This window comes from Mesorhizobium sp. WSM3864 (assembly GCF_002294955.1).
Classification (GTDB): domain Bacteria; phylum Pseudomonadota; class Alphaproteobacteria; order Rhizobiales; family Rhizobiaceae; genus Mesorhizobium.
The window spans coordinates 288,402-306,467 of the sequence record NZ_NSGD01000004.1; the positions used below are offsets into that span (position 1 = coordinate 288,402).

The 18,066-nt window shown below is 64.9% G+C and carries 22 protein-coding genes; 11 read left to right on the forward strand and 11 right to left on the reverse strand.

Annotated elements, in window-relative coordinates; translation table 11 throughout:
- Positions 1 to 114 precede the first annotated feature (114 nt).
- Genes CK215_RS11725 through CK215_RS11740 form a run of 4 tightly spaced genes read right to left on the reverse strand, consistent with a single transcriptional unit; the run spans position 115 to position 2,597 of the window.
- Positions 115 to 456, reverse strand: coding sequence for a hypothetical protein (locus tag CK215_RS11725; protein ID WP_095828374.1), 342 nt, complete (start codon positions 454 to 456; stop codon positions 115 to 117).
- Entirely contained in the window at positions 453 to 1,340 is an 888-nt protein-coding gene (locus CK215_RS11730) for an NAD(P)-dependent oxidoreductase (RefSeq protein WP_095831011.1), read from the reverse strand. Before CK215_RS11730 ends, CK215_RS11725 begins: the two co-directional genes overlap by 4 nt.
- Positions 1,337 to 1,873: a gluconokinase gene (locus CK215_RS11735; RefSeq protein WP_095831012.1), complete on the reverse strand. Its 537-nt coding sequence runs from the start codon at positions 1,871 to 1,873 to the stop codon at positions 1,337 to 1,339. The genes CK215_RS11730 and CK215_RS11735 overlap by 4 nt, the downstream gene beginning before the upstream one ends.
- On the reverse strand, positions 1,842 to 2,597 hold the full coding sequence (locus CK215_RS11740; protein ID WP_095831013.1) for an SDR family oxidoreductase: 756 nt from the start codon (positions 2,595 to 2,597) through the stop codon (positions 1,842 to 1,844). Before CK215_RS11740 ends, CK215_RS11735 begins: the two co-directional genes overlap by 32 nt.
- A gap of 78 nt (positions 2,598 to 2,675) precedes the next feature.
- Between CK215_RS11740 and CK215_RS11745 the strand changes: the two genes are divergently transcribed.
- The 3 genes from CK215_RS11745 to CK215_RS11755 all read left to right on the forward strand — a co-directional run bounded on the left by CK215_RS11745 (position 2,676) and on the right by CK215_RS11755 (position 5,787).
- On the forward strand, positions 2,676 to 3,623 hold the full coding sequence (locus CK215_RS11745; RefSeq protein WP_095831124.1) for a 2-hydroxyacid dehydrogenase: 948 nt from the start codon (positions 2,676 to 2,678) through the stop codon (positions 3,621 to 3,623).
- Positions 3,624 to 3,684: 61 nt separating this feature from the next.
- Positions 3,685 to 4,719 (forward strand): L-idonate 5-dehydrogenase, encoded by a 1,035-nt coding sequence (locus CK215_RS11750; protein WP_095831014.1) that lies wholly within the window; start codon positions 3,685 to 3,687, stop codon positions 4,717 to 4,719.
- 48 nt (positions 4,720 to 4,767) lie between these two features.
- A complete protein-coding gene (locus CK215_RS11755; RefSeq protein ID WP_170950280.1) occupies positions 4,768 to 5,787 on the forward strand; it encodes a LacI family DNA-binding transcriptional regulator in 1,020 nt (339 codons plus the stop codon).
- A 67-nt stretch (positions 5,788 to 5,854) separates the two neighbouring features.
- On the opposite strand, the gene CK215_RS11760 is transcribed toward CK215_RS11755, so the two are convergent.
- The 3 genes from CK215_RS11760 to CK215_RS11770 are packed head-to-tail and all read right to left on the reverse strand — an operon-like array spanning position 5,855 to position 9,551.
- Positions 5,855 to 6,952 (reverse strand): substrate-binding domain-containing protein, encoded by a 1,098-nt coding sequence (locus tag CK215_RS11760; RefSeq protein ID WP_095831015.1) that lies wholly within the window; start codon positions 6,950 to 6,952, stop codon positions 5,855 to 5,857.
- 13 nt (positions 6,953 to 6,965) lie between these two features.
- The gene (locus tag CK215_RS11765; protein WP_095831016.1) at positions 6,966 to 8,048 is read right to left on the reverse strand and encodes an ABC transporter permease; all 1,083 of its coding nucleotides are present in this window, start codon (positions 8,046 to 8,048) and stop codon (positions 6,966 to 6,968) included.
- A 9-nt stretch (positions 8,049 to 8,057) separates the two neighbouring features.
- Positions 8,058 to 9,551: a sugar ABC transporter ATP-binding protein gene (locus CK215_RS11770; protein WP_095831017.1), complete on the reverse strand. Its 1,494-nt coding sequence runs from the start codon at positions 9,549 to 9,551 to the stop codon at positions 8,058 to 8,060.
- A 133-nt stretch (positions 9,552 to 9,684) separates the two neighbouring features.
- On the opposite strand from CK215_RS11770, the gene CK215_RS11775 reads away from it, so the two are divergent.
- Positions 9,685 to 10,608 carry an SMP-30/gluconolactonase/LRE family protein gene (locus tag CK215_RS11775; protein ID WP_095782519.1) on the forward strand — a complete coding sequence of 308 codons (924 nt, stop codon included), beginning with the start codon at positions 9,685 to 9,687 and terminating at the stop codon, positions 10,606 to 10,608.
- A 37-nt stretch (positions 10,609 to 10,645) separates the two neighbouring features.
- Here the strand turns inward: CK215_RS11775 and CK215_RS11780 are convergent, their stop codons facing one another.
- The gene (locus CK215_RS11780) at positions 10,646 to 11,563 is read right to left on the reverse strand and encodes a polyprenyl synthetase family protein (RefSeq protein ID WP_095831018.1); all 918 of its coding nucleotides are present in this window, start codon (positions 11,561 to 11,563) and stop codon (positions 10,646 to 10,648) included.
- A gap of 129 nt (positions 11,564 to 11,692) precedes the next feature.
- On the opposite strand from CK215_RS11780, the gene CK215_RS11785 reads away from it, so the two are divergent.
- From CK215_RS11785 to CK215_RS11795, 3 genes are all read left to right on the forward strand, one after another.
- Positions 11,693 to 12,400, forward strand: a complete 708-nt coding sequence (locus tag CK215_RS11785; protein ID WP_067002212.1) for a transglycosylase domain-containing protein — start codon at positions 11,693 to 11,695, stop codon at positions 12,398 to 12,400.
- Positions 12,401 to 12,553: 153 nt separating this feature from the next.
- Positions 12,554 to 12,736 carry a 50S ribosomal protein L32 gene (rpmF, locus tag CK215_RS11790; RefSeq protein ID WP_006203806.1) on the forward strand — a complete coding sequence of 61 codons (183 nt, stop codon included), beginning with the start codon at positions 12,554 to 12,556 and terminating at the stop codon, positions 12,734 to 12,736.
- Between the two features lie 260 nt (positions 12,737 to 12,996).
- The gene (locus CK215_RS11795) at positions 12,997 to 13,398 is read left to right on the forward strand and encodes a hypothetical protein (RefSeq protein WP_067319335.1); all 402 of its coding nucleotides are present in this window, start codon (positions 12,997 to 12,999) and stop codon (positions 13,396 to 13,398) included.
- 34 nt (positions 13,399 to 13,432) lie between these two features.
- Here CK215_RS11795 and CK215_RS11800 read toward each other — a convergent pair whose 3' ends face one another.
- Positions 13,433 to 13,954 (reverse strand): helix-turn-helix domain-containing protein, encoded by a 522-nt coding sequence (locus tag CK215_RS11800; protein WP_095831019.1) that lies wholly within the window; start codon positions 13,952 to 13,954, stop codon positions 13,433 to 13,435.
- Positions 13,955 to 14,051: 97 nt separating this feature from the next.
- On the opposite strand from CK215_RS11800, the gene CK215_RS11805 reads away from it, so the two are divergent.
- The 4 genes from CK215_RS11805 to CK215_RS11820 all read left to right on the forward strand — a co-directional run bounded on the left by CK215_RS11805 (position 14,052) and on the right by CK215_RS11820 (position 16,442).
- Positions 14,052 to 14,876: an alpha/beta hydrolase gene (locus CK215_RS11805; RefSeq protein WP_095831126.1), complete on the forward strand. Its 825-nt coding sequence runs from the start codon at positions 14,052 to 14,054 to the stop codon at positions 14,874 to 14,876.
- 91 nt (positions 14,877 to 14,967) lie between these two features.
- On the forward strand, positions 14,968 to 15,624 hold the full coding sequence (locus CK215_RS11810; protein WP_095831020.1) for a glutathione S-transferase family protein: 657 nt from the start codon (positions 14,968 to 14,970) through the stop codon (positions 15,622 to 15,624).
- 6 nt (positions 15,625 to 15,630) lie between these two features.
- Positions 15,631 to 15,966: a metalloregulator ArsR/SmtB family transcription factor gene (locus CK215_RS11815; protein WP_095799820.1), complete on the forward strand. Its 336-nt coding sequence runs from the start codon at positions 15,631 to 15,633 to the stop codon at positions 15,964 to 15,966.
- A gap of 11 nt (positions 15,967 to 15,977) precedes the next feature.
- On the forward strand, positions 15,978 to 16,442 hold the full coding sequence (locus tag CK215_RS11820; RefSeq protein WP_095831021.1) for an SRPBCC family protein: 465 nt from the start codon (positions 15,978 to 15,980) through the stop codon (positions 16,440 to 16,442).
- A 24-nt stretch (positions 16,443 to 16,466) separates the two neighbouring features.
- On the opposite strand, the gene CK215_RS11825 is transcribed toward CK215_RS11820, so the two are convergent.
- Both CK215_RS11825 and CK215_RS11830 read right to left on the reverse strand, forming a co-directional pair.
- Positions 16,467 to 16,742: a metalloregulator ArsR/SmtB family transcription factor gene (locus CK215_RS11825; RefSeq protein WP_067002023.1), complete on the reverse strand. Its 276-nt coding sequence runs from the start codon at positions 16,740 to 16,742 to the stop codon at positions 16,467 to 16,469.
- A 31-nt stretch (positions 16,743 to 16,773) separates the two neighbouring features.
- Positions 16,774 to 18,021: an MFS transporter gene (locus CK215_RS11830; RefSeq protein ID WP_067002026.1), complete on the reverse strand. Its 1,248-nt coding sequence runs from the start codon at positions 18,019 to 18,021 to the stop codon at positions 16,774 to 16,776.
- Between the last annotated feature and the right edge of the window lie 45 nt (positions 18,022 to 18,066).

Consider the following 18,066-nt stretch of genomic DNA (forward strand, 5'->3'; position numbering starts at 1 on the left):
AACCCAAACGCACAATTTTAACGGTCGGGATTACGCTTGATTTACATTAAGATTTCGTTGGTGCGGCTGCCTGTCTTGCCTGCGCATTTAGGGCTCAGGGCAGATTTAAGCTCGTCAATCCGTCGACAGGGAAAACTCGTTGGCGATGGTGACGTGGTGGTGAATGCGTCCCTCGAAATACTTGGCCAACACCGCCTCAGTTGCGGCGCGAGATTCCGCGCGGGCGGGGCTCGCGAGCGCGGCCTCGACCGCGGCCATGTCGCGATAGTTGATTGCCAGGATCATCGGGAATTCCGGCGCGCCGTCGTCGCGCTTCTCGGCAAAGCTGACGCGGACGTCTAGCGCGCCCGGGAAAGCCTTCCACTTCGGCAGGACGGTTCTGATCACATCCTCGCGGAAGGCTTCGGTCTGGCCGTCCTTCACCTTGCCTTCAAACAGCGCATAGCGTGTGATCATGCTGCGGGCTCCTCATCCTTGCGTCGGAAAAATTCCATCAAAGCGGCCTGGTCCTCGCCACCCAGTCCGGCGGCCGTCAACAGCCGGTGCACTTCGGCGCAGACGGCCGTCAGCGGCATTGCGGTGTGCGTGCGCCGCGCCAGGTCCTGCGCAGCGTTGAGGTCCTTGACCATGTTGTCGATGCGGCCGGTGCGCCGGTAGTCGAGGGTCGCAAAACGCGGCAGGTATTCCTGCAGAATGGCGCTGTCGGCGCGGCCGCCTTTCAGCGCCTGCGGGACCTTGAGCGCGTCGACGCCGGCATCGAGCGCCAGCCGGGTCGCTTCCGCCACAGCCATGAAATTCAGGGCGCAGAGCACCTGGTTGATCAGCTTGGTCGTCTGGCCCGCGCCAGCCGGACCCATATGGGTATAGTTGGTGGCGACGTCGCGCAGCAGCTTATGGGCGTCGGCGACATCCTGTGCCGCGCCGCCCGCCATCAGCGTCAATTCGCCGACCAATGCCTTCGGCGCGCCGCCCGAGAGCGGAGAGTCGACCCAGCGCAGACTCCTTTCGCCGGCGTCCGCCGCCAGCTGGCGCGTCGCGTCGGGGTCGATAGACGACATGTCGATGATCAGCGTGCCGGGCTTCGCGCCAGCGGCGACGCCGCCATCGCCGAACACGGCGCGGCGCACGATCGCCGCGGAATTGAGGCTGAGGATGACGAAGTCGGCCGCTGCGGCGGCCGCGGCCGCGCTGGCCGCGGCGCTGGCGCCCTTCGCAACCAGCGTTTCCACCTTGGCCGTGTCGAGATCAAACACGAAGAGCCGGTTGCCGGTAGCGAGCAGGCGATCGCCGATCGCTCCGCCCATGGCACCGGCACCGATTAGCGCGACTATGTTGGTCATGACGGTCGCTCCTCAAATCTGGACGTTATGTCCGCGACAATCTTTTCGAGCGGTGCGTCGATCGCCACCGCGATGGCATTCTCGTCTTTGCCCGGCACTTCCAGCGTCGCGAACTGGCTGTCGAGCAGGCTGGTCGGCATGAAATGGCCGGTGCGCTCGCTCATGCGCCGGGAAATCAGTTCACGCGAACCATCGAGATAGATGAACAGCACCGGCGCGCGGGCCTGCTCGGTGATGAAATCGCGATAGGCGCGCTTCAGCGCCGAGCAGGCGACGATGATCGGCATGCTGGTCTGCCTCAGCGTTTCGCCGACTTTCGCCAGCCACGGCCACCTGTCGGCGTCGTCAAGCGGAATGCCTGCGCTCATCTTGGCGATGTTGGCCTCGGGGTGCAGCTTGTCGCCATCCACATACGTCGCCTGGATCGCACGGGCCAGCGCCTCGCCCACCGTCGTCTTGCCCGAACCGGTGACGCCCATGACGACCATGCGCGGCGGCAGGTCAGATCGAAGCTGTGATGCCGCCATCGACATAGAGGACATGTCCGTTGACAAAGGAAGAGGCGTCGGACGCCAGGAAGACGCAGGCGCCGACCAGTTCTTCGACCTTGCCCCAGCGGCCAGCCGGCGTGCGCTTTTCAAGCCAGGCGCTGAAGGCCGGGTCGGCGACAAGGGCCGCATTGAGCGGCGTGTCGAAATAGCCGGGCGCGATGGCGTTGCACTGCAGGCCGTGCCTGGCCCAGTCGGTCGCCATGCCCTTGGTGAGATTGCCGACCGCGCCCTTGGTCGCCGTGTAGGGTGCGATACCCGGCCGCGCGAGCGCGGTCTGCACGCTGGCGATGTTGATGATCTTGCCGCGGCCGCGCCGGATCATGTGGCGCGCCACAGCCTGGCCGACATGGAAGACGCTGGCGACGTTGGTCTGCAGCAGGCGCTCGAACGCGTCGGCGGGAAAGTCCTCGAGCGGCGTGCGGAACTGCATGCCGGCATTGTTGACGAGGATGTCGATCGCTCCGTGAGCCTGCTCGAACGCATCGATGGCGGCGCGTACGGCATCATGGTCGGTCGCATCGAAGGCGAGCGTCGCAGCGCCGGGGATTTGCGCGGCCGCAACGGCGAGTTTTGCCTCGTCGCGGCCGTTGAGGACCACTTTGGCCCCGGCGCCGGCGAGCCCCTTTGCCAAGGCAAATCCGATGCCTTGCGAGGAGCCGGTGACGAGCGCGGTGCGCCCGGTGAGATCGAACAAGGTGGACGACATTTTCTCGATTGCCTCTCGTCGCTGTCCGTTTTATGTTATCGATAACATCAGCTGTCAAGTCAAGTGGAGCGAAAACCGATGCAGCGGCCCCATATCCTTCAGGTTGGACCTTATCCCGCGTGGGACGAGGTGCCGCTCAACGAAGCCTTCGTGGTGCATCGTTATTTCGCGGCCGAGGACAAGCCGTCCTTCCTCGCCGACGTCGGGCCGCAGGTCCGCGCCATCGCCACCCGCGGCGAACTCGGCGCGAACCGCGCCATGATCGAGGCGTGCCCGGCACTCGAGGTCGTCTCGGTCTACGGCGTCGGCTTCGACGCGGTCGATCTGTCGGCGTGCCGAGAGCGCGGCGTGCGGGTCACCAATACGCCTGATGTGTTGACCAACGACGTCGCCGATCTCGGCATCGCCATGATGCTGTGCCTGTCGCGCGGCATGATCGGCGCCGAGCGCTGGGTGCGCGATGGCAGTTGGGCCTCTAAGGGCCTTTACCCGCTGAAGCGCCGAGTCTGGGGCCGGCGGGCTGGCGTGCTCGGCCTCGGCCGCATCGGCTATGAGGTGGCCAAGCGTCTGGCCGGCTTCGGCATGGATATCGCCTACAGCGACGTCGCGCCCAAGGATTTCGCCGCGGACTGGGAGTTCGTCGCCGATCCCGTCGACCTGGCCGGCCGTTCGGATTTCCTGTTCGTGACGCTCGCGGCGTCGGCCGCGACGCGCCACATCGTCAATGGCGAGGTGATCGCGGCGCTGGGCGAGGACGGCATGCTGATCAACATTTCGCGCGCCTCCAATATCGACGAGGATGCGCTGCTCGATGCGCTCGAGAAGAAGGCGCTCGGGTCTGCCGCGCTCGACGTTTTCGAGGGCGAGCCGAAACTCAATCCGCGGTTCCTGGCGCTCGACAACGTCCTTTTGCAGCCGCACCATGCGTCGGGCACCATCGAGACACGCAAGGCGATGGGCAAGCTGGTACGCGACAACCTTGCCGCCCATTTTGCTGGCCAGCCGTTGCTGACGCCAGTGCTGTGAAATTGTTTTACGCAAGTTTTCACGCAAAGCCTGCCTGCACAATCCGAGGAGTTCGCCTGCCATGAAGTCGATCGTCATCCACGCCGCCAAAGACCTGCGCATCGAGGACCGTCCGGTCGAGGAACCGGGGCCGGGCCAGGTGCTGTTGCGTCTCGCCGCCGGCGGCATCTGCGGCAGCGACCTGCACTACTACAATCACGGCGGCTTCGGAACGGTGCGCCTGAAGGAGCCGATGATCCTCGGCCACGAAGTCTCCGGCGTGATCGAGAGCCTCGGGCCGGGAGTGAGTGGACTGCAGACGGGACAGCTTGTCGCCGTGTCTCCGTCGCGGCCCTGCTACAGCTGCCGCTATTGCCGCGAGGGCATGCACAACCAGTGCCTCAACATGCGCTTCTACGGCAGCGCCATGCCGTTCCCGCATATCCAGGGCGCGTTTCGTGAAATGCTGGTGGCGGACGCGATTCAGTGCGTCCCGGCCGACGGCCTGACCGCCGGCGAGGCGGCGATGGCCGAACCGCTGGCCGTCTGTCTGCACGCGACGCGCCGGGCCGGAGAGATGCTGGGCAAGCGCGTGCTGGTCACAGGCTGCGGGCCGATCGGCCTGCTGTCGATCATCAGCGCGCGCCGCGCGGGTGCGGCCGAGATCGTCGCCGTCGACATCGCCGATTTCACGCTGTCGATGGCCATGCGCGCCGGCGCCGACAAGACCATCAACACCCGAAGCGAGCCGGAAGGTTTGGCGCCCTACCTTGCCGCCAAGGGGACCTTCGACATCCTCTACGAATGTTCGGGCGCGGCGTCGGCGCTGGCGCAAGGCATCGCTGCGCTGCGTCCGCGCGGCACCATCGTCCAGCTCGGCCTCGGCGGCGCCGAGATGGCACTGCCGATGTCGACGGTGACCGCCAAGGAACTGTCGATCAACGGCTCGTTCCGCTTCCATCCCGAATTCGCCGTCGGCGTCGAGCTGATGCGCAAGGGGCTGATCGACGTGAAGCCGCTGATCACCCACTCGGTGCCGGTCGACGAGGCGCTTTCCGGCTTCGAGCTCGCCAACGACCGCAGCCAGGCGATGAAGGTCCAGATCGCGTTTGCGTGAGCCGCAACGGCGCGTTGCATTCCGCCGTGATATCGATAACGTACGGCCATGCAATCTTCGCCCAAACGGCCGACCATGGCCGATGTCGCGCATCGCGCCAACGTCTCGACGATGACCGTGTCGCGCGCTTTCAAGCGCGACGCTTCGGTCAGCGCCGATACGCGCGACCGCATCCTCAAGGCGGCTGAAGAGCTCGGCTATGTCTTCGACAGCATCGCCGCCAACCTGTCGTCGCGGCGCTCCGGCTTCGTCGCCGCGACGATCCCCTCGATCAACAACGCCAACTTCGCCGACACGGTGCGCGGCATGACCGAGGGCCTGCGCGACAGCGGGCTGGAGATCCTGCTCGGCTTCACCGACTATAATGTCGAGGAGGAGGAACGCCTGGTCGGGCAATTGCTGCAGCGTCGCCCGGAGGCGATCATCGTCACCGGCGGCCGGCACACGCCGCGCTGCCGCAAGCTGCTGGCAAATGCCGGCGTTCCGGTGGTGGAGACCTGGGATTTGCCAGCCGATCCCATCGGCCACGTCGTCGGCTTTTCCAATGCCGATGCCGGGCGGCTGATGGTCGATCATTTCCTCCAGCGCGGCTATTCGAGGCTGGGCTTTATCGGTGGCGACACCTCGCGGGACACCCGCGGCCTGGACCGCCGGCGCGGCTTCGTCGCGGCGCTGGAGGACCGCGGCCTCGACGCTTCGCGCGTGATTGCCTCCGGCGTGCCGCCGATCTCGATGCGCGAGGGCGCGACCGCCATGGTCGAGATGATCTCGCGCTGGCCGGATACACAAGCGGTGATGTGCGTGTCCGACCTCTCCGCCTTCGGCGCCCTGATGGAATGCGTTCGACGCGGCATCCGCGTGCCGGACGACGTGGCGATTGCCGGCTTCGGCGCCTATGATCTCGCCGAGCAGTCGGTGCCTTCGATCACCACGATCGACGTCGGCGCGCATGAGATCGGCATCCGCGTCGCCGAGCTGGTGCTCGACCTGCTCAACGGGCGGCGAGCGCTCGATGACCGCGTCGTAGTCGGCATGACGCCCAAGGTTGTTGTGCGACACACGGCCTGAAGCGTCGGAAAAAACGAACGGCCGGCGGGATGATCGCCGACCGCTCGCTGATCGTTCTGGATGGCGTCTATTTGCCCCAGATCTTCTTGTATTGGTCGCGGTAGCCGTTGCCCGGGTCGAAACGGTTGTCCGGGCCGCCGTCGAACTCGACATTGTCGGAAGTCACCACATGCAGCGGCGAGATGTAGCCCGACCATTTCTCGCCGGCCATGGCGCGGTTGAGCTCGTCGACAAGCTGCCAGCCCTGCAGGTTCAGCGGCTCGGCCACCGTCACCTTCTGGAACTGGCCGGAGCGGATGCGCTGGTAGGCCGATTCCGAACCGTCGCCCGCCGCGACGTTGATCGGCGCGTCGGTACCGGACTTACCGGCCGCCGCCAGCGACGGGCCCATGAAGTCGAAATAGAGATCGTTGATCGCCAGCGAATGGGTCCAGGCGTCGCCGTATTTCTGCAGCAGCGAGGTGGTGAGCTGCGGCATGCGCTGCGAGGTCTCGGCGATCGGCGTGTCGACATATTCGAGCACCTTGCCGCCGAGATCCTCGATCTCCTTCTTCATCCGGTCCGCCTTGGCGATGGCGATCTGGTAGGTGGAATCGGTGAAGATGATGACGCCGGGCTTGCCCTTGGCATCGACGAAGGCCCAGTCGGCGGCCGCCTTCGACACTTCCATCGGGTCGGTCGAGACGTTGGCGACGATGCCGAGATCGTCGATCGGGCCGACCGTCGGCCCTGCATGCCATGCCGCCATCGGGATCTTGGCCGCCTTGGCCTGCTCCATCGCCGGCTTCTGCTCGACGGCGTCGAAGCCGTTGATGATGATGCCATCGGGATTGAGCGCCAGCGCCTGGCCGAAGGCAGCGGTGCGGCCGCCGATGGAGCCGGCGCCGTCAAGCGTCTTGACCGTCCAGCCCAGGGCGGCAGCGGCTTCCTCGACACCCTTGGTGACGCCGAGGATGCCGCCGTTCTTCATGTCGGCGCCGAGCACGACGATGGTCTTGCCGGCAGCCCCTTTCGGTCCCGTGGTCGGTCCGTCCCACTTCTCGACCTTGCTGGCATATTTTTCGACCACCGCTTTGGCGTCGGCCATCGGGTCGGCCAGCGCCGGCGAGGCGATGCCAAGCGCCAGGCAGGCAATTCCGAGCTGTAGGACTGTTCTGCGCTGCATATCGTTTCTCCCATTAAGCATTGTCGGTTGTATTTGTTGATTGGCTCGTGGCTGGTCGGCTGGTGGGCGCGGATGCCGGCACCACCGCGCCGCGGCGCCGCTGCGCGTAGCCGGCAATGCCGATGGCGACGAGCAGGGTGACGCCGTTGAACAGCGGCTCTACCCAGAACGACCCCCCGAACTGCTGGATGCCGGAAATGCCTACGGCGAGGATGACGACGCCGACGATCGTGCCCCAGACATTGACGCGGCCCGGCTTGATGGTGGTCGATCCGAGGAATGCGCCGACCAAGGCCGGCAGCAGGTATTCGAGGCCAACACTGGCCTGGCCGATCCTGAGCTTCGAGGCCAGCAGCACGCCGCCCAAGGCAGTGAGCGCGCCGGAGGCGACGAAGGCCCCCATGACGAATTTCTGCACCGGAATGCCGTTGAGCGCGGCCGCCTTCGGATTGGCGCCGATGGCGTAGAGGTAGCGGCCAAGCGGCATATATTCGAGCACCAGCCACATCACCAGCGCCAGCACGACCACGTAGTAGCCGGTGATCGGCAGGCCGAACAGCATGGTGCCGTTGAGGGAAAGGAAACCGTCGGGAAGCACGCCGACGACCTGGCGGCCGCCCGTGTACCACATTGCCAAAGCGTAGAGCACCGTGCCGGTGCCGAGTGTGGCGATGAAGGAATCGATGCGCGCCACCTCGACCAGCAGGCCGTTGATGAAGCCGGTGAGCACGCCGAGCAGGATGACGATGAGCACGGCGAGCGGCCAGGGCACGCCGAAGGCGGTTTGCAGGCTGATGGCGAGGATGTGCCAGAGCACGATGCCGTAGCCGACGGTGAGGTCGATGCGGCCCGAAGCCATCGGAATCATCGCCGCCAGCGACAAGAGCGCGATGATCGCCTTGTCGGAAACGATCGAACGCAAATTGAGCAGCGTCGGGAACGTCCGCGGCAGGAGCAGCGAGAAGAGCAGGATCAGGAGCAGCGTCAGGATCGGCAGGCCGTAGACCGGCAGATAGCGCGTCGCCTTCTGGCCGTAGCTCAGTCCGGCGAGCTCCGAACGGGTCGGCTCAAGCGCCGTCGATTTGATCGAGTTCATGGATCCTCCTCAGGCGGCTTCGGACACGGAAGCGGCGCTGATGAGCGCCGCCGTCGTCAAGGCATCGCCGGCGAGCTCGCGCACAATGCGATTGTGCGAGAAGACGAGCGCGCGGTGACAGATATGGGCGACTTCCTCGAAATCGGTGGAGACGACGATCACTGCCAGCCCGGCTTCGACCGCGGCGGCGATCAGCCGATAGATCTCGGCCTTGGCGCCGACATCGACGCCCGCCGTCGGATCCTCGGCGATCAGAAGCTTACGGCCCGTCGCCAGCCAGCGGCCGACGACCACCTTCTGCTGGTTGCCGCCGGAGAGCGCCTCGATCGGCAGGTGCGGGTCATTGGGCCGCAGCCCCAGCCGCGCGCCGAGCTCCCGCGTCAGCTCGCTTTCCCGGGCCGGCTTCATAAAGGAGAAGAGCCCGCGGCCGACGGCCGAGGGGTTGAGATACATGTTCTCGCGCACCGAGAGCGACAGCGCCACGGATTCCTCGGTGCGGTCGCGCGCAATCAGTCCGACGCCGGCGGCAAGAGCGGCGCCGACCGAGGACAGGTCGAGGCGCTTGCCGTCGAGCCAGGCCAAGCCGTCGAAAGCTTCGGCCCCAAACAGCGCGCGGCCGACAGCTTCCTGCCCGGCGCCCCGCAGGCCGACCAGGCCAAGCAACTCGCCGGACCGTGCCTCGAAGCGAACCGGACCGACACTGCCGCAGGTGAGGTTTTCCACCCTGAGCCGCTCCGGCCCGTCCTGCCAATGCGACTTGGCAAACATCTGGTGCGCCGGCCGGCCGACGATGAGATCGACCAGTTCCTGCGGCGTGGTCTCGGCCACCGGCTTGACGGCGACCATGCGGCCGTCGCGCATGACGGCGACGCGGTCGGCGATGCGGAACACCTCGTCCAGCCGGTGCGAGACATAGATCATGCCGACGCCGCGCTCGCGCAGCGGCCGCAGCGCCTCGAACAGGCGCTCGACCTCGTCCGCCGGCAGGCTCGCCGTCGGCTCGTCGAGAACCAAGACGTCGGCCTCGGTGGCCAAAGCCCGGGCAATCGCCACCAGAGACTTTTCGGTGCGCGAGAGGTCCTGCACTCGCGTCGCCGGATCGAAGGCACAGCCGACGAGCGCCAGCGCGCGCTCGGCGCGGCGCTCGGTGTCTTGCCAGTCGATCAGGCTGATGCGGCGCGAAAAGCCCTGCGCCATGCCGACATTCTCGGCCACGGTCATCCATTCGATCAAGCCGAGGTCCTGATGGATAAAGGCGACCTTCTGCGGCTGATTGGGGCGGGGCGGGCGATGGTGATAATCCTCGCCGCGAAAGCGGATCGTGCCCTGGTCGCGCTTGTGGATGCCGGCGAGCGTCTTGATCAGCGTGGATTTGCCGGCGCCGTTCTCGCCGAGCAGCGCGACGATCTCGCCCTCATGGATGTCGAGCGAGACCGACTTCAAAGCCAGGGTGCCGCCAAAGCGCTTGGAGATGTCGATGAATTCGATGAGCTTGGGCCGCATTTTTTGGCCTCCTCCCAAGCCAAGCAAATGACTGAATTGCGACCGATGTTATCGCTAACATTTATGAAGGTCAAGTCTTGAAAATGGATCAACGCGCCGGCTATCGATGAGGCGGTTTTCGCGGAGAAGTACCATGTTCGGAGACATTGAAGGCGCTGGGTTCGAAGTTCTCGACGAGCGGTTCGAGCGGTGTTTCGTCGGTCACGTTGCGGTCGAGCGGCTGTGGACCGGCGGGCGCTGGCTCGAGGGCCCGGCGTGGTTTGCCGCCGGCCGGTATCTCCTTTTCTCCGACATCCCGAATGACCGCATCATGCGCTACGACGACACCAGCGGCGCGGTCTCGGTCTTCCGCTCGCCGTCCAACAACGCCAACGGCAACACGGTCGATTTCCAAGGGCGGCTGGTCACCTGCGAGCATCGCGCGCGGCGCGTCACCCGCACCGAGCATGACGGCTCGATCACGGTGATCGCCGACCGCTTCGAAGGCAGGCGCTTGAACTCGCCCAACGATGTGGTGGTGCGCTCGGATGGCACTGTGTGGTTTTCCGACCCGCCCTACGGCATCGCCACCGACTACGAGGGCGACCGCGGCGAGCAAGAGATCGAGGGATGTCATGTCTATCGCGCGGATCCTGGAACCGGTGAGGTAACGCGAGTTGTCTCCACGATGGCAAAACCCAACGGCCTCGCCTTCTCCCCGGACGAGACGATCCTCTATGTCGGCGACACAGGCGTCACGCATCAGAAGGACGGGCCAAGGCACATCCGCAAGTTCGCTGTCGAAGGCAACAATCTGCGCGAACTCGGCGTTTTCACCACCTGCACGGCCGGTCTGTTCGACGGGTTCAGGGTGGACACGACCGGCCGCGTCTGGGCAGGGGCCGGCGACGGCGTCCATTGCTTCGATCCAGACGGCACGCTGATCGGCAAGATCCGCATCCCGGAGACGGTAGCCAACCTGACTTTCGGCGGTCCCAAGCGCAATCGCTTGTTCATCACGGCGCGGCAGTCGCTTTACGCGGCTTTCGTGGTGGCGAACGCGGCGGGGCGGGGGTGAAAACCGCGACCTGAGGTCCGCGGCGTCGGCTGCTGTCTCAGCTGCTCCGCGTGGCGACAAACGTTGCCGCCGCCTTCAGCAAATCCGCCTGCTCGCCATAGGGCTCCAGCAGCGCATGCGCCTGGTCGATGAGGCCGTGCAGTTGCTCGCGCGCCCAATCGGCGCCGTGCAGCGCGGCAAGTGTCGCCTTGCCGGCGGCGGCGTCCTTCTTGGTCGCCTTGCCCATCTGCTTTGCGTCGGCGGTGAGATCGAGCAGGTCGTCGGCTAGCTGGAAGGCAAGACCGATCGCCGAGCCGAACTCCGCCAGCCTTTCACGGTCGACGGCGGATGCGCCGGCGATGATGGCGCCTGCTTCGCAGGCGAAACGGATCAGCGCGCCTGTCTTCATCGCCTGCAGACGGATGATGCCGGCCTCGTCCGGCCGCTTGCGCTCGGCCTCGAGGTCGAGCGTCTGGCCGCCGACCATGCCGCCGGCTCCGGCGGCGCGGGCGAGTGCCAGCACCAGCGCCGCCCGTCGCTCGGCCGGCAACGCCGTCGCCTCGTCGGCGATGATGTCGAACGCCAAAGTCAACAGCGCGTCGCCGGCAAGGATCGCGGTTGCCTCGTCGAAAGCTTTGTGCACCGTCGGCTGGCCGCGGCGCAGATCGTCGTCGTCCATGGCAGGAAGATCGTCATGGATCAGCGAATAGCAATGCACGCATTCGAGCGCGGCGGCGACGCGCAGCGCCGCCTCGTCATTTGCCGAAAACAGCGCCGCGCTTTCCATCACCAGAAAAGGGCGGAGCCGCTTGCCGCCGTTGAGCACGCCATGGCGCATCGCCGCCATCAGGCGTTCCGGCCGGGCGATCTCGCCGGAGAGCAGAGGCGCATCGAAGACCTGCCGCAGCAGGACCTCGACTGCTGCGGCGCGCGTAAAAAGCGCGGATTCGAAGGCCACCTGGTCGTCTTTCAACATGGCCGGGACCGGTAGCCGACACTCAGACGTTGCGCAAGCAGCCTCGCGCCATTATGCCGAAGTAGCGGGTGGCACGGGTGGGGCGGCTTGACGGAACCGATCGTCGAACATGAAAGCGAAGGGCTGGACATGGCACGGCCGCGGCGCCTGAACCGCGCCGGTCTCAAGCGCCTTGGCCGGCGCTGCCTGGTCGCGGCGATCGTGCTGGCCGCGATGCCGGTCGCGCTCACCTTTCTCTATCTGCCGCCCTTTGTGCATCCGGTTTCGACGCTGATGCTGAAGGATCTTGTCACCTTCTCCGGCTACGACCGGCGCTGGGTATCGATCGACGATGTGGCCCCGGTGCTCATGCATTCGGTGATCATGTCGGAAGACGGCCAGTTCTGCTTCCATCGCGGCGTCGACCTCGGCGAATTGCGCGGCGTGGTCGACGATGCGCTTGCCGGCGAGGCGACGCGCGGCGCCTCCACCATCACCATGCAGACGGTGAAGAACCTGTTTTTGTGGTCGCGGCCGCTGGGCAGCGTGCGCAAGGTGGTCGAGTTGCCACTGGCCGTCTATTTCGATGCGGTGATGTCGAAGCGCCGCATCATGGAGATCTATCTCAACATCGCGGAATGGGGGCCAGGCATATACGGCATCGAGGCGGCCGCGCAGCATCATTTCGGCGTCTCGGCCAGGCAATTGTCGCGCCGGCAGGCAGCGCTGCTTGCCGTCAGCCTGCCCAACCCGATCGCGCGCAATCCGGCCAGGCCAGGCCCGGGGTTGAGGCGTCTCGCCAATCTGATCGAGCGGCGCGCCGGGCGTTCGGGCGCCTATGTCGGTTGCCTCGATTAAGGCGAAGCGGCGCCGGCTCAAAAAAATTCGCGCCAGTGCTGGCCAAAACGGCGCAAGGCGTGTATAGGCACCCGACTTTCTCAGATTATGGCCTCGATGCGGCCCTTTCGCGAGGGTTGCCGGGGCATTTTGACCATGTAGTGGAGCATATCCATGGCCGTTCCAAAAAGAAAAACCTCTCCGTCGAAGCGCGGCATGCGCCGCTCGGCCGACGCCCTCAAGGCCCCGACCTATGTCGAGGACAAGAATTCCGGCGAAATGCGCCGGCCGCACCACATCGACCTGAAGACCGGCATGTATCGCGGCCGCCAGGTGCTGGAGCCGAAGGAAAGCTGAGAAGCTTGCACGGGAAAGCTGAGAAGCTTCCATGGTTGTGACGTTTTCAGAGGACCGGCCGCTGGCCGGTCTTTTTGATTCTGGCGACCGGATGAAGGTCCTCGCGCTGGCTGGGCACGAGCCGCCGAAAAGGCAGCGGAAAAACGGCTGACATCGTTATTTCATTAGGATTTAGAGCGTGTTCGGCGCCATCGCCGAAAAGCCTTGACGGCGTGCCCGCCGCGCCTTTTACAAAAGGGTGCCTCATTGGAGACGCCCAGATGTTCGGTGCCATCCCGCTGCTGATCGTGCCCTTCGTCCTCTACAACCTCGGACTGCTCGGCCTGTTCGGCGGCGGCGACGATCCGTGGACGATCGAAATGTTCTCGTTCCGGATGATGTCAGGCGGCGTCTTCTCGATGACGCTCGGCGACCTGATGGTGCTAATCGGGCTGATCTTCCTCTTCGTCGAGATATCGAAATCGGTGCGCACCACCAATGCGTCGATCCTCGATCATCTGTTGTCGACGCTGGTCTTCATCGCCTTCCTGGTCGAGTTCCTGCTGGTGAAGGGCGCCGCGCATTCGGTGTTCTTCACGTTGATGATCATCGCGCTGTTCGATGTGCTGGCCGGCTTCTCCGTGTCGATGCGGTCGGCAAGCCGGGATATCAACTTAAACTAGGATTGCACCCGGCGACCCGCGGTCCAAAACGCCGTCAACCCGCGGCGGCGGCCTGAGGCTTACGGGCGACAACCGCCTCATAGGCGGTCTGCAACTGCCGGCGCACGGTCGGCGTGCCGGGCGGCGTCTTCACCGGCGCTCCAAGATGTTCGTGGCGCAATTCGTCCATGAACCGATCCCACAACGGCGGGCCGCCTTTTTCGAGCAGTTCGGCTCGGATCGACAGCTCCTCGCTGACCGGCAGCCAGACGCGGCCCCAGGCGCCGAGATGCGCCATGATCGGCACAAGGGTGATTGCCATCTCGGTCAGGCTGTAGATCGCCTTCTGCTTGTGGCTGGGATCGTCCGCCTTGGTCAGGAGGCCGAGCTCCATCAGCCGCTTCAGGCGATCGGCCAGGATGTTGGAGGCAATGCCTTCGATCGAGCCGTTGAGCAATTCCCGAAAATGACGCCTGCCGCCGAAGATAATGTCGCGCAGGATGATCAGGCTCCAGCGGTCGCCGAAAACTTCCAGCGACAGATTGATCGGGCAGCCGGAGCGGTGCTCGGTGTTCATGCCAGTCTCCAAAAAACCGGTTGCACTATGATATCAGCCTGCTTATCGTACAACTGATTGCAATATGCAAGCAGATTGAGAGATGGAGGAGAGAAGGATGACCGTCTTGCCTCGCCCTGAGATCCATTCGGAAAGCTTCGGCGACCCGGCCGACCCGGCGATCCTTCTGATCATGGGCGCCATGGCCTCGATGCTCTGGTGGCCGGAAGCCTTTTGCCGGGCGCTTGCCGAGCGCGGCCGTTTCGTCATCCGCTACGACAATCGCGACACTGGTCTCTCGACCAAGTACACGCCGGGCGCGCCGCCCTACGGGTTCGAGGACATGGTCGATGATGCCGTCCGTGTGCTCGACGATCACAATATCGCCAAGGCGCAGGTCGTCGGCATGTCGATGGGCGGCATGATCGCGCAGATCGTAGCGCTGAAATATCCCGAACGGGTCAGCGCGCTCACCGTGATCTCCAGCTCACCGCTCGGTGTCGATACGTCCGGTTTGCCGGGGACGAGCGAGGCCTACCGAGAGCATTCCGCCGAAGGTGCCGATGTCGATTGGTCGAACCGGCAACAGGTCATCGACTTCATGGTCAGGGACGCTCGCGCAATCGCCAGCCCCCTGCATTCGTTCGACAGCGAACGGACATGTGCGATGATCGAGGAGGACTACGATCGGTCCGGCGGTCTCGCCAGCGCCACCAACCACTTCCTGCTGAAGAGCGGCGGCCCGGAGCGGCGAATAAGGGATTTGACCGTGCCGCTGCTCGTCATCCACGGCACTACCGATCCGCTCTTCCCGATCGAGCACGGCGAGGCGCTCGCCGGCGCGGTTGCCGGCGGCAGGCTGGTGCGGATCGAAGGCGGCGGCCACGAACTGCACCGCAACGATTGGCCGCAAATCCTCGAAGCCATCGCCGCATTTGGCTAGCCCAGCGGGATTAGGATTGACACCAGCGGTCTGCGAAAATAGTTAAGTGATCACTTCAGTATTGCCTCGATCTCCGCCGACAGGAGAAAAAATGTCCCTGACGCTGTATTTCCATCCGCTCGCTTCCTTCTGCTGGAAGCCGCTGATCGCGTTCTACGAAAACAACACGCCGTTTGCGCCTCAGATCGTCGATCTCGGCGATGCGCAGTCACGCGCGGCTTTCCTGAAGGTTTCGCCGACGGGCAAGATGCCGGCCCTGCGCGATGACGCGCGGGGCCGCACGGTGCTGGAATCGACCATCGTAATCGAATATCTCACCGCCTATTATCCCGGGCCGGTCGAGCTCATTCCCGCCGACGTCGACCTCGCCATCAAGGTGCGCCAGGCAGACCGCTTCTACGACTTCTACGTGCAGGAGCCGATGCAGAAGATCGTCGGCGACCGGCTGCGGCCGCAAGACAAGACCGATCCGTTCGGAGTCGAGCAGGCGCGCGAGCAGCTGCGCAATTCCTACGCCATCATCGAACGGGAGATGCAGTCAAAAACGTGGTCAGTCGGCGACCGCTTCACTTTGGCCGACTGCGCCGCCTCGCCTGCGCTGTTTTACGCCAACAAGGTCGAGCCGTTCGGCGACAAATTCCCCGCCATGAAACGCTATCACGACCGTCTGCTCGAACGGCCGAGCTTCGCCCGCGTGATCGAGGAGGCGCAGCCCTATTTCAAGTTCTTCCCCTACAACAATGGCTAAGCCTCGATGCTGCATGATCCCGCCCAGCTCGATCTGATGTTCCAGGCGCTTGCCGATCCCGCCCGGCGCCAGATGGTGGAACGTCTGTCGCGCGGACCGGCATCGGTCAGTCAGCTCGCCGAGCCGCTGGCGATGTCGCTGTCGGCCGTCGTCCAGCATCTCGCCGTTCTTGAGACGAGCGGGTTGGTGAGCACCGAGAAGCTTGGCCGGGTGCGAACCTGCCGGATCGAGCCAAACGCATTGCGGGCAGCCGAGCATTGGATCAACGAGCGGCGACTGGCCTGGGAACGCCGGCTCGACCGGCTCGGCGATTTTCTCACGGACATCACCGACCAAACCTGAAGGGGCCCGTCATGACCGAACGATCCGTCGTCCATTCCACCTTCGTCATCGAACGCCTCTATCCGGCGCCGCCCGAAAGGGTCTATTTCGCGCTCAGCGATCCGGCGGCCAAGAAGCGCTGGTTTTTCGATCCCGACAACCCGATGCCGAGCCGGCATGAAATGGACTTTCGCATCGGCGGCAAGGAGGTGAATGCCGGCTGCCCGAGCGACGGGCAGACGCATTTCTTCAACGCCGTCTACCAGGACATCGTGCCGAACAAACGCATCGTCTACAGCTATGAGCTGCTGTTCGGCGAAACCCGAGTTTCGGTTTCGCTGGCGACGATCGAGCTCATCGCGGAAGGCAGGGGAACGCGACTGATCCTGACGGAGCAAGGGGCCTTCTTCGACGGCATCGACTCGCCGGCCACGCGCGAGCATGGCACCGGCGAACTGCTCGACGCGCTTGGCGCGGCGCTGCAGGGAGCGAACTGAGGGCCTCTGGCTGGTGGCCAGCGGTCACTCTCCAGGGGAGAGTTCCCAGAACTGATCCAGCCAGACATTCAGCCTGAGGAAGCCGGCGGTGCTGACGGCGTAGACGCGTCTGGTGCCCTCGGCCCTGGCATTGACCAGACCGGCGTCGAGCAGGACTTTCAGATGCTGGGAAACGGCCGGGCGCGAAACCGGCAAACCGGCGGCCAACTCATTCACCGTCTTGGGACCGCGCCGGAGCTCTTCCAAGAGATAGCGCCGGTTGGGATCGGCTATCGCCACGAAAGCGTCGGAAAACATCATGCCTCATTTGTGGGGCAAAGTTCCCCAAATCTCAACCATCGGTTTCAACCTTTGTGCGCGGGTCGAGCCGCAAGGCTTCCGGCGTGACGGCGCGGTCGGCCGGCTGCGTCTTGAAGGCATCGCGGTTTTCGATCGGAACCGGCGCGCGGGCGCGGATGCGGAGCAGGGTGTAACCGGCAAGGCAGAGATGCGCGAGCGCGGTCGCAAGGAAGAGCGCTTCGGGGCGCAGCCAGCCCATCAAAGCGGCGGCCAGCAGCGGTCCGATCATGGTGCCGAAGCCATAGAGCAACAGCAGGCCGCCGGAAACCTTGACGAAATCCTCCGCCCGCGCGTGGTCGTTGGCATGCGCGACGGCGATCGAATAGAGCGTGTAGGCGAAGGCGCCGTAGGCGGCCGTCAGCAAGATGACGAAAACGCCGGAACGCGGCTCGACCAGAAAGACCAGCACGGCAAACAGTGCCGCGCCGAAGGCTGCGCCCGCCAGCACGAAACGGCGGTCCGTGGTGTCGGATAGCCGGCCCGCGGGGAGCTGCATGGCCGCGCCGGCGATGACCACCAGGCTCATCATCAGCGCGATCTCGGCGGTAGAGATGCCGATGCGGGCGCCATAGACGGCGCCGAGCGTGCCCCAGGCACCATTGGCTATGCCGATCAGGAGGCAGGCAACCGCCGACACCGGCGAATTGGCGTAGAGGCCTTTGACGTCGAGCTTGACATCCTGCAGCGGCTTCGGATGCGACTGGGTCGATACCGCAGTCGGAAGGAGCGACAGGCAGAACAGGATGCCGGTGATCATGAACAGCGAGGCCGATTTCACATCGCCGCCGGCGACGATCATCTGGCCGCCCATGATCGAAGCATAGGTCACCATCATATAGAGGCCGAAGACGGTGCCGCGATTCTCGTTGGTGGCCTTCTCATTGAGCCAGCTTTCGATGACCATGAAGGCGCCGGCCATGGTGAAGCCGGTGAAGGCGCGCAGCAGGATCCAGAAATACTCGTCGATGATGAGGCCGGTGAGGAGCGCAATGATTGCGCCGGAGGCGGCGAAGGCGCCGAACGCCCTGACATGGCCAGCACGGCGCACCAGCCGCGGCGCGAAGAAACAGCCAGTGACGAAGCCGCCGGCCCATGCCGTGCCCATCAGGCCGAGCGAGGCGGTCGAGAACCCCTCAAGCTGGCCGCGCAGCGGCAAAAGCAGGCCATGCAGGCCGGAGGCCGCCAGCAGGAACGCGGTGCCGCGCAGCAGCGAGAGGATCGGTCGGTAGGTTGCGAACATAGGCTGATCCGGCTGGTAATTTCGAAGCGCAGGTCTGTTTGAGGG

Bases quoted from the DNA above. Each gene is read 5' to 3' on its own strand.
- CK215_RS11725 (WP_095828374.1), bottom strand. From the start codon at position 456: ATGATCACACGCTATGCGCTGTTTGAAGGCAAGGTGAAGGACGGCCAG.
- CK215_RS11730 (WP_095831011.1), bottom strand. From the start codon at position 1,340: ATGACCAACATAGTCGCGCTAATCGGTGCCGGTGCCATGGGCGGAGCG.
- CK215_RS11735 (WP_095831012.1), bottom strand. From the start codon at position 1,873: ATGTCGATGGCGGCATCACAGCTTCGATCTGACCTGCCGCCGCGCATG.
- CK215_RS11740 (WP_095831013.1), bottom strand. From the start codon at position 2,597: ATGTCGTCCACCTTGTTCGATCTCACCGGGCGCACCGCGCTCGTCACC.
- CK215_RS11745 (WP_095831124.1), top strand. From the start codon at position 2,676: ATGCAGCGGCCCCATATCCTTCAGGTTGGACCTTATCCCGCGTGGGAC.
- CK215_RS11750 (WP_095831014.1), top strand. From the start codon at position 3,685: ATGAAGTCGATCGTCATCCACGCCGCCAAAGACCTGCGCATCGAGGAC.
- CK215_RS11755 (WP_170950280.1), top strand. From the start codon at position 4,768: ATGCAATCTTCGCCCAAACGGCCGACCATGGCCGATGTCGCGCATCGC.
- CK215_RS11760 (WP_095831015.1), bottom strand. From the start codon at position 6,952: ATGCAGCGCAGAACAGTCCTACAGCTCGGAATTGCCTGCCTGGCGCTT.
- CK215_RS11765 (WP_095831016.1), bottom strand. From the start codon at position 8,048: ATGAACTCGATCAAATCGACGGCGCTTGAGCCGACCCGTTCGGAGCTC.
- CK215_RS11770 (WP_095831017.1), bottom strand. From the start codon at position 9,551: ATGCGGCCCAAGCTCATCGAATTCATCGACATCTCCAAGCGCTTTGGC.
- CK215_RS11775 (WP_095782519.1), top strand. From the start codon at position 9,685: ATGTTCGGAGACATTGAAGGCGCTGGGTTCGAAGTTCTCGACGAGCGG.
- CK215_RS11780 (WP_095831018.1), bottom strand. From the start codon at position 11,563: ATGTTGAAAGACGACCAGGTGGCCTTCGAATCCGCGCTTTTTACGCGC.
- CK215_RS11785 (WP_067002212.1), top strand. From the start codon at position 11,693: ATGGCACGGCCGCGGCGCCTGAACCGCGCCGGTCTCAAGCGCCTTGGC.
- rpmF (WP_006203806.1), top strand. From the start codon at position 12,554: ATGGCCGTTCCAAAAAGAAAAACCTCTCCGTCGAAGCGCGGCATGCGC.
- CK215_RS11795 (WP_067319335.1), top strand. From the start codon at position 12,997: ATGTTCGGTGCCATCCCGCTGCTGATCGTGCCCTTCGTCCTCTACAAC.
- CK215_RS11800 (WP_095831019.1), bottom strand. From the start codon at position 13,954: ATGAACACCGAGCACCGCTCCGGCTGCCCGATCAATCTGTCGCTGGAA.
- CK215_RS11805 (WP_095831126.1), top strand. From the start codon at position 14,052: ATGACCGTCTTGCCTCGCCCTGAGATCCATTCGGAAAGCTTCGGCGAC.
- CK215_RS11810 (WP_095831020.1), top strand. From the start codon at position 14,968: ATGTCCCTGACGCTGTATTTCCATCCGCTCGCTTCCTTCTGCTGGAAG.
- CK215_RS11815 (WP_095799820.1), top strand. From the start codon at position 15,631: ATGCTGCATGATCCCGCCCAGCTCGATCTGATGTTCCAGGCGCTTGCC.
- CK215_RS11820 (WP_095831021.1), top strand. From the start codon at position 15,978: ATGACCGAACGATCCGTCGTCCATTCCACCTTCGTCATCGAACGCCTC.
- CK215_RS11825 (WP_067002023.1), bottom strand. From the start codon at position 16,742: ATGATGTTTTCCGACGCTTTCGTGGCGATAGCCGATCCCAACCGGCGC.
- CK215_RS11830 (WP_067002026.1), bottom strand. From the start codon at position 18,021: ATGTTCGCAACCTACCGACCGATCCTCTCGCTGCTGCGCGGCACCGCG.